Here is a 14,122-nt window from a genome sequence, read left to right as displayed (position 1 = left end):
CGGATCTCGTCTTGGAAAAAGATCGGATACTCCTCATGGCCAGGGCGGAATGCAAAAATACGCCCGCGGCCACGACGATAGCAGACACCGGAGCGATCTATTGAAAACACCGTTCGATCCATGGGTGGTACGATCGATGTTCCACAGAAACCGGGCCCGGAATAGAGATCGATCGAAACGCGCTCAACCAGTACCGTACGGACTGATAGGTCTCAACGGCAGGCGGATTTCCGGTCCCCCAACTAGTCTGAACGATCGAACTACCTGGTGCGGAAAATCATCTGTTTTCAGCGTTCTATAGATCAACGAGCGTCCCGCCGACTTAGTTGGTGGGCCGCTCGATGATGGACGGAATTCAGGAACTTAACTGAGATCCGAACTGTAGCGTACCGCCCGGAGATGACGGTTCGGTGCGCTGATCCCTCATCGATAGGGTCCAGAGCGAACACCACTGATAGGTCGGCAACGAGTACCCAGTTCAATCAAGCAGGCCATCCTCGACGAACGGATACCGCTCTGCGAGCGCGATCCGCTCTCCGGTCCGTCCGGATTCGTAGGCGGCCATCGTGACGACGATCGTCCTGAACGCATCACGAACCGTGATCGGCGATTCGACTCCATCTAGAACGGCGGCGGTGAACGCTTCGGCTTTGGTCTGCCTACCCTGATAGTCGAGATAGGGGTCGTGTTGGGTACCTTCGGCATCAATGGTGTAGCCGGTGCGTTCGTCCCATTCGCGCCCCTCGATGTAAACGGCTCCGTCATCATCCCAGATGTGGATATGCTCGCGCGTACGGGCGACGATACCCGTATCTGAGATGGTCGCTAGCGCGCCGTTATCGAATTTGATGGTGATCGACGACTGCTTATCAAAGATCTGCTCCTCGTCGTGGAACTCGACGTCTGCGTTGATGTGAGTCGGTGTGAGACCGGTCACCCAGAGAATCGCATCGATGACATGTGAGCCGACATTCAAGAGGTGGCCGCCTCCGCTTAGAGTCGGATCCATCCGCCAATCGTTCATATTCTCGTAGTACGAACGCCAGTCATGGGTAATCTCACCGGTAACGAACGTCGGTTCGTTCTCGCCCTCTGCCCACCGCTCACGGGCCATAAGGAACGCGGGATTTAGATGTCGCTGATAGCCCAACATCATCACGCGATCGTTCTTCTGATCACGCCAAAAGAGATCGAGGGCGTCCTCGACGTTGGTCGCCAACGGCTTCTCACAGAGGACGTGAAGACCTCGTTCCAGTGCAGCGATTGTCTGACCATAATGGAGGCCGTTCGGCGTGGCTACCACCGCTGCATCGAGCGGTTCCTCGTCCAACATCGCTTCGTAGTCATGGTATCGTGACCCCTCCGAAACACAGAGCTCGTTTCCGGCATCGGTTTGAATGTCCTCGTTGACGTCCGCTAACGCCGTTAGCTCGGCATTCGGAACAGACCTAAACTGTCGTCCGAGTCGAATTCCGAGGCTTCCGAGTCCAACGAGTCCGACTCGAAGATTGGCATGGGATGGTTCGGTCATAGACGTGGTCACGTCTACAGCCAAATCGTCATAATTATTTTGTTCTACCGTTTTCCGCACGAGCGCCTCAAATTCCCGCTATGCCCTCCTGACACCCAACCGAATGTTCGGGAGACAGGAATCGGTGGATCAGCTCTGGATCGTATGATGGATTCGTGGGCACAGAGGGCTGTGATGCCATGTGAAGTGCGATACAGGTCATACCAGACATCCTCGTTCAGAGCACGAATTACAATAGCATATCTGTAATCCGAAGTACCACGTCGGTGGCTTATAGGGAAAGAATAGCCAGCGTATCGATAGACGAGACGTCGTAATCAGTGATGGCACTTTCTCGAACGATTTGCCTCAAGCTAGGACAACTCTCCACTCTATCTTCCGGTAATATCGAGAATTACACTCTGACATCACTAGATATCGTACCTCAAATCTCCCGAATGTGTCGGCAAATCGTAAACTACAGTGCTGGATTTCACAATGCTGCCCATACTTTGTTCAAGGATAAAAAATTGCTAATATGAGGAGAATAGAAGCCTATCTAAACATCACTCCGAATACACTCTCTAGGGGACGACAACAACGAGTAGCGCTCGGTAGAGCCATCGTGCAAGATCCAGAAGCGTTTTTGATGGATGAACCTCTCTCAAATCGGGTTGTTACCGAACGACGATGTGGACGGAGTTACAGGACCTTCAACAGGATCTCGAAGTTACGACGGTTTACATAACCCACGACCAGACCGAGACAATGACGATGGCCGATCGCATTGCAGTGATGAAGGACGATAAACTGTAACAGGTCGCTCCCCCGCTGGAGTGCTCTAACCAACCTACGAACAAGTTCGTCGCAGGGTTCATCGGATCACCGAGCATGAACTTCCTGTCCGGGAGGAACGAGCACGGAAGGAACACGCTGCATTTTCATACTCGCTTTCAGAAACTACGCGCAAACGGCTGGAGAACGCACCGAATAATATGACGCTTGGAATCCGCCTCGAAAATATCGTACCTCCCGATGGCGAGGAAAACATCAGTAAATCGAGAGTCTCCGTCGTAGAACCGGTGGGTGATCAGAGTTACCTGCATCTTGAAGTAGGAGACGATCAACTGACTGCAAAAGTCAGCAGTGAGAATCAGGACATTTCAATTGAATATTAATACTCTTCCGACCCAGGGTATGAACTCAACGACTAGATATCCGAACCACTGAATGGACCATGAAACACCTAGCCAAATGAGTCCCCACGGCGTTGATCCAATCGATGGTCGAACAGGCCATTCTGATCCAGAATGCATCTGTGTTTTTGGATAGATATAGTCACAAAAGAAGTGGATGCTGAGACCGATACTCGCCAGGTTTATCCAGGTTACTACGATGGGTAACGAGTTCGCGACATTGGTCTGATCTACTACGATGAACAACAATGCGGGTGCCAAATAAGTGTGCGTTAGCCAAGAGCGGTGGTACTTCTCTTTGAATGTATCAATGTTTGGCAGAAAAATACCAATGGTTATCGGGACGACTCCTATCGGATGGACTCCTGAGATAGAGAGCACTATCCAGATCAAGACTACACCAATAGCGTGATAGGGGCTATATCTCATGCTGAGTCATACTCTTTTTAGGGGACGCAACATCTCGGTTGGTGACTACGGTTTCGTACGATTTGACCTCCATGACAGATAGAATTCCCGGAAGCAAAATAACTCCCAGTATTGGAATCAACGAACAGATCGCAACAATGAGGGACATCTTCCCGACGTGTTTCACATATCCTTTCTTATCAGATGTTATCGTTAGAAGAGAATGAAGAACACTACCAATGAACGTAGAACTGCCGCTCTGAGACATTATATTAGAGGATCTAATTAAGGCTGGCAAGGTTAGTATTATAATGTATAATCCTACCACACTGAGAACAAGGAACGTGCTCGAACCGGTAACGAGTGTTATCTGGATGTACATCAACTCCATAAAGAACAAGAGAAGTAACAGGATCGAGATCGGTAACCCTCGCAGGAGATTCTGTGAGAAGGTTCTAATCATCACTTTCATCCTCCCCATTTCTGAGATCCGACGGCCGTCATGAACGTCGTTGATCACCTTATGCGCAGCAATCATTGAGGATCCGATTGTGAAAACAGGAATTGATAGTATAAAAAATAAAACACTTATTGTAATTATTGTGACCAGATCGTCGTAGACGTATGAGAGGTTCTCATCAGTATATCGTGAAATGAGATCGGTCACCTTCATAACCAGCGATCAGTAGAGCATCAGATGAAATAAGACTTCCTATTATCATGGCTCTGTTGAAATCCTTCAGAGTTGACATTGAGAAGAACAGCCCTTCAATCGGTTTTTGCAGATCCAATTGGAAACTAGCTTCTCAGCAAATCGCGAGACGTGAAGAGGGTTTCAACAGAGCCATTATCATGTATATTCTGTTTTTATATGCGATTCGTTAGTTGGAAGGACTCCCTTCTAGAGCAAGTCAATACCCTCTATCTGACGCGATTTTCCCTCATGAGCGTGGTTTCTCCATAGGATTTATTATCCAATCCATCCTTTAGACTGAGCTGCTTATTCGCCCAGTCGTGAACTGTGGTAAGCATCGGTATAAGGGGATGAGATCCCACACCTCCCGGTATAGATTTATAAGACATGGGCCAGAACTCGGTTCCTACGCGTAGTATTGAACCCACAGTGATAACCTTATCACTCGCTTTACCGTGATGAACTCACTCCTGTAGTATGTGTTCTCATCGGGACCAGATTCGGAGGTGAGCAACCAGCTATCTGATGAGTCGACTGAATTCATTCGGTTCCATTAATTTCAGCTATACGAAACTAATATGCCGATCAATACATATAACATAGACCGTTCAGCATAAACTGATGAGCGAAGTCGACTCTGGGCCTGGCAAACCCAGCATGAATATGGCCCTCTTGGGCTAAACTACGTAGAACAACCCTCACTCAAACTTGCCAGAATTCGGACGGCGGATCGATCTGCCAGTTCTCTTAGGGCGGCTTTTGAGCCAAACAGAACTTGACGATATCAGCCAGAATGAATAAACCATTCTCTAACAGAACGTAAATCGCAGCACACCGTCAATTACTCTGCTTTTAGCACTCTCGATACTCACGTCAACGACTCATATACTCCTCAGGGTGGAACGTGAATCTCCTGCTGGCTAGTTAGAAGAATTCGATCATCATTCTCAGAGGCTACAAGCTGAACGCAGGCAATCTCCATACCGTACTTCCCCATCACCCATGTCACGGGTACTGTACGCTCGATGCCAAAACACCCAGCAACATACTGCGCGGTATATCGATGAGGGAACAGTCAGCCCACCCCTCATTCGTGAGACAGACTGAATAGAGGGTGGTTATCCGAAACAAACGAGAATACCAGCAACCAGTTCGTTTTTCACCGCATTACCAGAAGGCACCACCATGACTGCCGCTCATCGGTGAGCGTCCTCCTGCCAACGACGAGGTAGACCGACGCCTGTGGGGAGCTGGCTGCCCAACTCGGAGATCGCGACGAGCTCCTAATCATCCACGCCGTCGAGGACGATCCCGTCACTGAACGACAAAACATCCCCGAGGGGTCTGACTCATCGCCGTCGGTGAGTCCGAACACTGTTCAGGGAAGGCCAATGCCATCGCTGCCGAGATGGAGGCCGCACGCCACAATCGTCTTGTCTGGATGGACGATAATTTCCACCATCCTCCGGACTGGCTGGCGACCCTCAACGCGGCCTACGAAGAGTATGGTCCAGTATCGGAGGTGCCGTACTTCGTTGGACGGGATCTCCTGTCAGTAGTACTCGAACCGCTGTATGCCTCGGCTGATTCACTAGGTATCTACCTCGGTAATCAGATCTGGGGCGGCACGATCATATTCGAGCGAGACGACATTGACGAGGCCGCATTTCTCGATGAGCTTCGGCGGACCATCAGCGACGACGGATTCCTCATGGAGTACCTCCAGGTGGCGACGGGTGGGCGAACGTGGATTGTCCCTATTGGGGGGAACGATCCGCGAGACGGTTGAGCGCCAGGTCCGGTGGACGCAGATTCTCCGGTGGTATGCCCCCGGTGCTGTCGCCGGGACAGTTCTCGTTGTGCTGTTCGTCCTCGCCGGTGCAATCGTGGCCCCACTCCCTGCGGTAGTACATCATGGCTTATTCGTAGACGTGCAGGCTGCCGGTCCGGTTATCCTCGATGTAATCCCAGTCGTACTCGACGCCTAGGCCTGGACCATTAGGGACCTCGACCATCCCATCTTTGACATCGTCTATCAGGTCGGAGTACTGGCCCTTGTACACGGGCGGCTGGGTGTTTTCACAATTCGGGTGGACCAGCGCAAGTTCGTAGTAGTTGGAATTTCGGACCGCGGCGATGCAGTGGCGCTGGGCCGGTCCAGGAGCGTGGAACTCGACGTCGATCCCGAAGCCTTCGGCTATCCGGGCGATCTTGATCGCGCCGGTGATGCCGGCGTCATACTCGGGATCGGCGCGGAGGAAGTCCGTCGCGTTCGCCTCGACGAAATCGGTATGGGACTCGAGACCACGGATGTGTTCGGTCTGCAGGATCGGCGTGTCGAGTTTCTCCCGGAGTTTCCGGTGGGCGTGCTGTGAGATACCGGCGTCACGGAATGGATCCTCATACCAGAAAAAGCCCTGCTCGTCGCAGGCTCGCCCGACCTTGAGCGCGTCGGCAAACGTCTCGTACTCGCAGGCGGGATCTAACATGAGGTCCATGTCATCACCAACGCGTTCGCCCACCGCGTGGACGGCCGCGGTCTCTCTGTCGATCTTCCGGGAGGCGTCGCTTCCACCCCAGCCGTGGATCTTGTAGCCCTGAAAGCCCGCGTCATGACACTCCTCCGCGAAGTCGGCGAAGGCCTCCGGCGAGTCGAGCCCGCCGTTCTCGTCGCCGTGATACGTCGAGGCGTAGGCGGGAATCTCGGTCCGATACGTGCCGAGCAGTTCGTGGACCGGCGCATCATAATACTTCCCGGCGAAGTCCCACAGCGCGATATCGACCGGGCCCATGCCCATTCGGTCATACTTGCGGAGTGCGCGTTTGATCTCACTCCAGTGTTTCTCCCGTTCGAGGGGGTTCTTGCCGACGAGGTAGTCACTGAACATGTTGATCTGGGCTGCAGCCGGTGAATTACCGCCCACGTATTCGCCGGTGATGCCCGTGTCTGTGTGGATCTTTAGCCCGAACAGCTTCCGTTCTGTTGTCGCACCGGGCTCGTAGACGAGATTGAAGCCAGCCTCGTCGGTTCCGATATCCTCGAGCGGATACGTGAATTCGACACTTTCGATGCGGGTAATCGTCGGACCCATACGAACGGCATATATCAGGTGCCGTCATAAAACTATGTCTCCCTGCTGACCTCACGTCGCCAGGTTTGACCTTCCCTCGAGGCGGCGTTCCGTTGATCGACGCTAGGTTTAAACAAGTGACTGAGTTTTCATGGTCAACACAATTCATCTGATTCACGACGAGTGGTACACTAGAATGGGGCGTCTCTACGATAGAAACGTGCACGTACTGAACGTCCGGCCGTCGGGTGCGCCGACGATAATCGAAATTGAGGACTAGACCGTCCGTCCCTCTTCAATCCAGAGTCCCCAACTGGGGTAGTCAGTTTGCGTGGCTACCGTATAGGTGACGTTGTGATGGCCATACTCGGTAAGTACTGGGAGCAAGTACTTGGTCCCGAGCGTCGCGGTGTTCAGGTGGCCGTCGTGGGTCTCCATGACGTCCTCGACGAGGTTCTCCACGACAACATCCTCGTACTCCTCAGGTACCATGTCAAACGCGAGTGGGAAGAGATTCGAAGTCTGAAGGTATGCCTCGTGCTGGCCGGTCCGGTAGTAGCCGACGTCCGTATCGAGGAACACATCGTTAAAGTCCTCGCGGATCTCCTCAGCCAGAGTCTCCCACTCGCTGGCCTCCTCGTCCTCGCCGATGAGCGCGGCGGTCTCGGCCAGCACCTGCGCGAAGCGGTAGTAGTAGGCCATCGAAGTGATCGGCACCTCATCACCGCCGCCACCGTATCGGTCAGCGGCGCGCCACCCCAGCCACCCAGTCCGACGGGGAGTACATGGCTGTCTTCGAAGGTGCTGATGGCCTCTTCATCATCCGACATTTGGTCGGGAAGGTCCTCGAGAATGTCTCCCTCGGAATACAGCTGGATCCAGTCGATATACTGCTTCCAGCCCTCGTAGTGCGTCTCAAGGATTCGCTCGTCACCGTAGTACTGGTAAACCCACCACGGAATGAGAATGAACGCTGTATCCCAGCCAGGCGTCGGTCCCACAACAGAATCGAAATTCGGCTCGAAGCCAAGGATGCTGTATTCAGTATTATGGGGGACGACAGTTGGGACCTCACCGTTCTCGCGCTGGGTGTCGGCGAAGTCGCGGAGCCACTTCGTCCAGAACCGGGCCATATCGTAGTTGTAGATTCCAACTTCCGCGGTCAGTTGAGCGTCGCCGGTCCATCCGTTCTTCTCGAGCGTCGGAGTGTCGGTCGGCAGGCCCTGCATATTGTTGCGGTACGCCCTCAATGTGTTCTCGTGGATCTGGTTGAGCAGATCGTTCGAAGTCGAAGCCGCTTTTGACGTCCTCGTCGAACGCGGTGTAAACGTACTTCGCCTCGAGCGCGGGTCTGGTGGCTCCCGCTAACCACCGACGGCGAGGATCAGACTGCGCCGGCCGCCCCCCTGAAGCAGATCGTTGGGCTGCTCGACGACGATGAGGCCAAGCAAGCCCGTGAGCGATCGCGAGAGTGGCGTGAGGAGTTCGACCGCGAGATCATGGGCGGGGCCACTGACGACGAATGATTCTCGATTCGACCTTCGTTAACGACTTGATTCATCGCGACCCGCACGCTGTTGAGGTTCTCGACCTGCTCATCGACAGCCGGACGTCGGTCGCCATGTCGGCACTAACGGCCTTCGAGGTGGGCGTCGGCCTTCGGGGAGCGGCAAGCGCGAAGCGCGAGTGATTCAACGGCGTGGTTGAAGATATTGACGTCCTGCCGCTCGACCTTCCGGCCGCTCGCCGCGCCTGGGAGATACAACGCGGGCTCATGGACAATGGCGAGCGTATGGGGGCTGTCGACGTCCTGATCGCCGGCACCGCCGCTGTGCATGGTCAAACTGTTTTGACGCGAAACACTGGCGAGTTCTCTCGTGTCAGCGAGATTGCTGTCGAAGATTACTGAGTTGGACGGCGCGAACTCCGACCCTGACATGAACCCGCTTCTTGAGACGGCGACGCACTGTCTGACAGCAAGAGAAGGCCTTTACTGTTCCGGCGGGAACGGTCGAGTGTAGAGGGGCCGCTGTTCACACCTATACGCCATGGGTTGGATTGGGTCCTCTCATTCCTACACTTCATCAGCGCCAGCCACCGTTGCGCGTGATTCGATCCGAGCCCCATGGGCCATCTCGATCAGTAAAACCGACAGACTATGGCCGGCTTCTCGTCCACAGCGGGCGAGAATCGCCTAATGGTTTAGTTCTAGATCGCTAAGAGAGCAATGTACCAACCCATGGCTTAGATAGTCGAAGACTGCACGCCGCTCGACGTCAATCAGCTTAACGACTGGGGCGTCTTCGAGAGCACATCGGCCAAGAAGGACACCTGGTCGACGTCGAAAAGCGGCGAAGTCGCGTCGGCTGTTGTTCAGTTTGACCCCTACGTCGATGTCCTGCACGTCTCCTATCATACCCTAACTGGCCAGATCTCCTCGCGATGTCAGCTTTGAGGTCCCGATCGAGTATACAGAATGCAACTTCGGCAGGACGCGTCCCTGGTTTCACTCTCTCGAGTGCGATGATCGTATCGGCAAGCTCTACAAAAGCGACGGGGACGATCGCTATCGCTGTCGTTGTCGTGATTGTGGTGGGCTGATCTATCGTCACAGGAGTACAAGAGTCCAACCATCGATGCGGTGGAACGTCAACAGAAGGCCTATGACCGTCTCAAAAACGACAGCCTCAAGCGCGAGATCGTCCGCGAGCTCTACGAAAATGAGCAGGCGACTATCGGGCGCACAACGATTCCATGAAGCGGCTCGACGAGAAGTTCAGCGACTATCGCGACTACGAAGCTGCTGAAGAGTTCTCCCTCGAAGATCCTCACACCACTTGGAAGCCAACGGTCCTATGGGCGCTTTACGGCGCTTGCGAAGACGACAGGCGGACGCTGTCGGCAACCAGCGCGTGGCGGCTCGGGGAAGTGCTACTATCGTGGCGGCGCTCCTGGCAGCGGCATCGGCAGGGGACAGACCAACTACGCTCACGAAGAAATTAAGCAGCTCCTTCAGGACGATCACCTCGACGGGGCAACCGACCTAGACCGGGCGATGTACGACTCTCAGACAGTGAAGAAGGTCTAGGAGATTGTAACGGGAAAGGCCCACCTCTAACCCGCTCACTCTCGGATCGGGCTTCGCTGCTATCCTCCGATTTGCCTATCAATTTATGAAGAATTGGCCCGTTTCAGGCATATGGGTGGCTTCGGTTCTGGACGGACGGACTACGCAACGACACCGAGCGATCGCGACTGCCTGAAGCTCAACGTCAACGAATTCACTGAAATCTTAGGCGAAGACGGACAATACGCAGGCACCTACTCTTGGGAGCGCGGCGGAGACCGGACGGCGCAAGTCGGCTGGCGAACTGACAATGAATATCCTGAAGAGTTGACTCTCACGTTCGCCGCGACAGTCGGCGGCGACAAGCAGGAGTTCACCCAGCACATCAAAATCGCACATACCGAGTGTAACTTCGGCGGGACACGCCCTTGGTGGCGCTGTCCGTTCTGTAGCGACCGGGCGGCGAAGCTTTACGCCGTCTCGAGTGAACCGCGCTTCGCCTGTCGAGAGTGCCAAGACTTCGGGTATGTCTCCTCGAGGGCCAGCGGCAACGCCGACCGAACGCTCCGAATGCGATACAACCGGGTTCGGAAAAAGCTCGGTGGGGAACCAACCAACCCGGCTTGGCCCGAACCGTACGTCCCCGATCGTCCGAAAGGGATGCACCAAGACACGTACGACGAGCTCGTCCGCGACCTTCACCGCGCCCAGGACGAGTGGCACGACAAAGTAATGATCCCAGGATTGCAGAAGTATGCCTCCGATGACTTCGAGGTGCAATGATGGGGCCACAACCCGACAGCCAACAAAGCGTCACCGATGACGAACTCAAGCAGGCGGTAAAGGATTTGACTCCCGCCGGAACGCAGGAGATTGCTGATCATGTCGGCATGAGTCGCCAGGGCGTCGAGTATCGCCTCCGAAAGATCGAGGATCGATACGAAAATCCCTGGGTGTGGTCGAAAAAGATCGGCCCGACCAAGGTCTGGCTGCACGCCGACCACGTTTTCCCCCGATAGTCGCCCATAGCGCATCCTTATAGACGCCGTTCGCTTGTCCACGAAACGTTTGTCACGGCGCAAAAGCGAAGAATCAGAAGGCAGTCTTGTGATTCGGTTCTGGATTTGAGTTCTGCAATGGAATATGCGGATAGTAACAGTTCTGACGAGTAACGCACTCTACTCCCTCTTAGTAGCAATTAAGAGCAGCATCTCCCGAGGATCATTAGGGAATGGTCGAACAATCGAAGAATGGCATTACTGGTCTTCAGATGCCCCTTTGTAGACGATCCGTCCACCGTACGACGGAGCAAAAAGATCCTCAGATTCGGGGTCAATATCGAGATCGACCGCGCAGAAGCACCGCTTTCGTGGCGTGCCGCCATACGGGGGCTGTCCTCGCGAAACTCGGTAGAGATCGCCGAACACACGAGCTTCTAACCCCTCGGCCGATGTGTCCCGTTTTGGATCGGGATCATCCATGATGCGGGGGTGCATCCAGACCTTCGTGGGACCGACCTTCTTCGACCATATATATTCGCGGTGATCGAGAGCTCGAAGACGGTACATTGTCGCTTGGCGAGAGAGGCCGATCAGTTCGGCGACCTCCGCCGTGCCGGCTGGCGTCAGTCGATAGACCGCTTGCTCGACCTCGCGCTGATCGGCCATGCCGTACCGACGCCGTGGCTCCATCGTTAGAGACGCCCCCATAGTCGACGCTTGGCTGGCGAGCTTCTCGACGTCGTCCCGAACGATGGCCTCCCTCGCTTTCGCTCGAAAATGCCGCTTGGCTTCCAGCCGGGTTCGAGCATGACCCATGGATGCATCCAAACCGTTGTCGGGCCGACCTTCTTGCTCCAGATCGTCCCCTTTTCCTCAAGCCGCTGAAGCTGCCGATTCGCTACCTTACAGGACACGCCGACCAGCTCGGCGATTTCCATTGTCCCCGCTGGCGACAATCGGTAAACAGCCTGATTTACCTCGTGGGGGCTCAAAGGATAGTACCTGCGGCGCGGTTCCATACCCATACAATGTACTACGAGCCTTAAGTTACCGACGGGCACGCTATCCCTTGAGGACAACGCGACCGGCATCGATCAGTCACCAGATTACACTTCGCGATCTGACCTCCCGCCTCCCCACACGGCCATCGTCTGCGAGCACATTCAGCCGCGAGCGCGTCGCGCGATGTTTGACGAGGAGTTGGTCGAGGGCATCCCCAGGCCCCGGGATCGGCCCTAGGGGCACGCCATCAAAATACCAGAACATGTACGTACCTCCCAAGGGGGGCGAAAGGAGGTTGGGAGCCTTGGGAGGCCAAAATCGCAAGGAGGATTCGGGGGCACCCAGAACTCCCAGGGTTATCGGGGGGGAGGGGGTAAAGGAAAGGGTTCAAATATCGGCCGCACCCCTCCCTGCCTCACGCGTGTAAAAATGCGAATCCTATCCGTATTGATGATACTTTACTATCGGCGTCGGGCAAGTGCCTTCTGGCCGGTTGGATCATCCCGCAGAATCGGCTTCGCTGAGTTGCAGCAAGACTGGCAATATCAATCGGTGATGAGGTACTAAGCTGCCGCTGATCATCGGCCGCTGGCTCGGTCACTAAATAGCCGGGTGCGTGTTTCATTCGGCATATGGGGTGTCTTCTTCCAGTAACGTCAGATACTCATCTGACATCAGTATGCCGTCTTTCTGCAGTCTTTTTAACGCCACAATTCGACGATCGTAGCAAGTTCATCAAGCCGTGGAGTCATGTCGTTCTCTGGTCCAGATCGAACTTCGCAAGCGGTTTTCCCTCTCGATAGGCGCGCTTGAATGCGATCCGTGAACGGATCCCTGGTCCGGGTGATTCATCAAACTGTGCTGACCATGCAAAGGTAGGTAAAAGCGACCCGAACTGAGATTCTTCGAGATCGCTGATAATACGCCGCTCTTCGTTGTCGCCGGAAAGGACGGTGGGGACGATCGCCAGGATATTGATCTCGAACTCATTGCGCAACGGTTGTATCTGCTGGGTGTACATTTGCTCGAAGCCACTGACGCTCGGTAGAGGTAATTCTCTCCGTTATTCAACAGCGAGAATCCTCAGTTTATTCATAGCGAGCTGCCACCTACTGAGAACAGATCATTCCACACAGCGGAGTTCCTCAACTTCTTTTGGCGACTCCTCCTCCGGCCGGTCAATCGACTTCAGTTATGAGGTGTAAGTCATATCCTCCCTTGTGCAACACCTCTACTTAGCGGATCTGTTGCACAAGGCTGCCACTATTGGTTTTATTTATATAAAATAGGTGAAATAATACAGAATCTTAACGACCACCTCTCTTTATTAGGTGATATGAATGGCTTGACAGGGTTTCAACGCGATCTTCTCTATGTTATTGCTGGACTCAATGAGCCACATGGTCTCGCGCTAAAAGATGTTCTTGAGGAGTACTACGGGACCGAGATCCACCACGGACGTTTGTATCCGAATCTCGATACACTCGTCGACAAGGGGTTAGTGAAGAAAGGCGAGCTTGATCAGCGGACGAACAAGTATGGGCTTACCGAGCGGGGTCGTCGTGAGCTTCAAGCACGTCACGACTGGGAGGATCAATATCGTGGTGAACTGGTGAGCGTCGAGTCTGAGGTCAGCTGACAGGGTTACGCGTTGCACCGATTAGTTGCGATTTGCTTCGAGAAGAGAGGCAAGGTGTTCCATACGCGTCTGATCGTATGCAGTTAGATCGTATCGGTTGCGATTGCTTCGGTGGGTATGTACCTGGAGGATATCAAGTGTCGCGGCTGTGCTGAGAAGCTGGCCAGTAATCTGGGGTTGGAACGGTGGATCTTCCCAGCGTGAATGGAGCTGTTTTGCCGAAGCGTAGTTACGGTCCGCGCTTTCTAGAAGTTCCTCGAGCTTACCGACATGCCGTTTGAGGAGGGCGTATCGTCGTGGGTCCCCAGACTGGAGAGTTGCCAGTTGATCGCTAAGGGCTGGAGAAGACGATCGATCCGTAGCCATTGATTGTCTTTCGGTCGCTCTATTACTAAATAGATCGGATCTAGTTGTTCGATCGTGCTGTAGGAGCTCTACAAGGATAATACGTATGTCAGCACATACTGTGTTTCCACAGTTTATTAAGAATCCTTCTTTTAACGGAGGTATGTCCGCAATCGAGCTTACAGCGAG

The 14,122-nt window shown here is 54.2% G+C and carries 12 protein-coding genes and 4 pseudogenes; 8 read left to right on the top strand and 8 right to left on the bottom strand.

What is annotated here, in order from left to right:
- Both WOA58_RS18750 and WOA58_RS18745 read right to left on the bottom strand, forming a co-directional pair.
- Positions 1-131, bottom strand: a pseudogene (locus WOA58_RS18750) (ThuA domain-containing protein); the annotation flags it as partial.
- 347 nt (positions 132-478) lie between these two features.
- Entirely contained in the window at positions 479-1,531 is a 1,053-nt protein-coding gene (locus WOA58_RS18745; protein WP_340605829.1) for a Gfo/Idh/MocA family protein, read from the bottom strand.
- A gap of 517 nt (positions 1,532-2,048) precedes the next feature.
- Between WOA58_RS18745 and WOA58_RS19170 the strand changes: the two genes are divergently transcribed.
- A complete protein-coding gene (locus WOA58_RS19170) occupies positions 2,049-2,258 on the top strand; it encodes an ATP-binding cassette domain-containing protein (protein WP_390220992.1) in 210 nt (69 codons plus the stop codon).
- Between the two features lie 247 nt (positions 2,259-2,505).
- Positions 2,506-2,688, top strand: coding sequence for a TOBE domain-containing protein (locus tag WOA58_RS18740; RefSeq protein ID WP_340605828.1), 183 nt, complete (start codon positions 2,506-2,508; stop codon positions 2,686-2,688).
- 436 nt (positions 2,689-3,124) lie between these two features.
- On the opposite strand, the gene WOA58_RS18735 is transcribed toward WOA58_RS18740, so the two are convergent.
- On the bottom strand, positions 3,125-3,787 hold the full coding sequence (locus WOA58_RS18735) for a hypothetical protein (RefSeq protein WP_340605826.1): 663 nt from the start codon (positions 3,785-3,787) through the stop codon (positions 3,125-3,127).
- A gap of 1,429 nt (positions 3,788-5,216) precedes the next feature.
- On the opposite strand from WOA58_RS18735, the gene WOA58_RS18730 reads away from it, so the two are divergent.
- Positions 5,217-5,597 carry a glycosyltransferase gene (locus tag WOA58_RS18730; RefSeq protein ID WP_390220991.1) on the top strand — a complete coding sequence of 127 codons (381 nt, stop codon included), beginning with the start codon at positions 5,217-5,219 and terminating at the stop codon, positions 5,595-5,597.
- A gap of 130 nt (positions 5,598-5,727) precedes the next feature.
- Here the strand turns inward: WOA58_RS18730 and WOA58_RS18725 are convergent, their stop codons facing one another.
- The 3 genes and pseudogenes from WOA58_RS18725 to WOA58_RS19165 form a co-directional block, all read right to left on the bottom strand.
- Positions 5,728-6,900 carry a mandelate racemase family protein gene (locus WOA58_RS18725; protein ID WP_340605824.1) on the bottom strand — a complete coding sequence of 391 codons (1,173 nt, stop codon included), beginning with the start codon at positions 6,898-6,900 and terminating at the stop codon, positions 5,728-5,730.
- 255 nt (positions 6,901-7,155) lie between these two features.
- Positions 7,156-7,644: pseudogene (locus WOA58_RS18720) on the bottom strand (alpha-L-rhamnosidase-related protein); the annotation flags it as partial.
- A gap of 146 nt (positions 7,645-7,790) precedes the next feature.
- Positions 7,791-8,129 (bottom strand): annotated as a pseudogene (locus tag WOA58_RS19165) (alpha-L-rhamnosidase-related protein); the annotation flags it as partial.
- Positions 8,130-8,401: 272 nt separating this feature from the next.
- On the opposite strand from WOA58_RS19165, the gene WOA58_RS18710 reads away from it, so the two are divergent.
- From WOA58_RS18710 to WOA58_RS18695, 4 genes are all read left to right on the top strand, one after another.
- Positions 8,402-8,569: a PIN domain-containing protein gene (locus tag WOA58_RS18710; protein WP_340605821.1), complete on the top strand. Its 168-nt coding sequence runs from the start codon at positions 8,402-8,404 to the stop codon at positions 8,567-8,569.
- 9 nt (positions 8,570-8,578) lie between these two features.
- Positions 8,579-8,788: a type II toxin-antitoxin system VapC family toxin gene (locus tag WOA58_RS18705; RefSeq protein ID WP_340605820.1), complete on the top strand. Its 210-nt coding sequence runs from the start codon at positions 8,579-8,581 to the stop codon at positions 8,786-8,788.
- Positions 8,789-10,078: 1,290 nt separating this feature from the next.
- Positions 10,079-10,729: a hypothetical protein gene (locus WOA58_RS18700; RefSeq protein WP_340605818.1), complete on the top strand. Its 651-nt coding sequence runs from the start codon at positions 10,079-10,081 to the stop codon at positions 10,727-10,729.
- Positions 10,726-10,965, top strand: a complete 240-nt coding sequence (locus WOA58_RS18695) for a hypothetical protein (RefSeq protein ID WP_340605817.1) — start codon at positions 10,726-10,728, stop codon at positions 10,963-10,965. The genes WOA58_RS18700 and WOA58_RS18695 overlap by 4 nt, the downstream gene beginning before the upstream one ends.
- Positions 10,966-11,202: 237 nt before the next feature.
- Here the strand turns inward: WOA58_RS18695 and WOA58_RS18690 are convergent, their stop codons facing one another.
- Both WOA58_RS18690 and WOA58_RS18685 read right to left on the bottom strand, forming a co-directional pair.
- On the bottom strand, positions 11,203-11,613 hold the full coding sequence (locus tag WOA58_RS18690; protein ID WP_340605816.1) for a hypothetical protein: 411 nt from the start codon (positions 11,611-11,613) through the stop codon (positions 11,203-11,205).
- 1,037 nt (positions 11,614-12,650) lie between these two features.
- A pseudogene (locus WOA58_RS18685) lies at positions 12,651-12,994 on the bottom strand (ParA family protein); the annotation flags it as partial.
- 291 nt (positions 12,995-13,285) lie between these two features.
- On the opposite strand from WOA58_RS18685, the gene WOA58_RS18680 reads away from it, so the two are divergent.
- Positions 13,286-13,588 (top strand): helix-turn-helix transcriptional regulator, encoded by a 303-nt coding sequence (locus tag WOA58_RS18680; RefSeq protein WP_340605814.1) that lies wholly within the window; start codon positions 13,286-13,288, stop codon positions 13,586-13,588.
- The last annotated feature ends 534 nt before the right edge of the window (positions 13,589-14,122 follow it).

The sequence above is a fragment of the Halalkalicoccus tibetensis genome (assembly GCF_037996645.1).
GTDB classification, from domain to species: Archaea; Halobacteriota; Halobacteria; order Halobacteriales; family Halalkalicoccaceae; genus Halalkalicoccus; species Halalkalicoccus tibetensis.
Note: the sequence above shows the minus strand (reverse complement) of the source record. Positions and strands in the feature narration are given on the sequence as shown.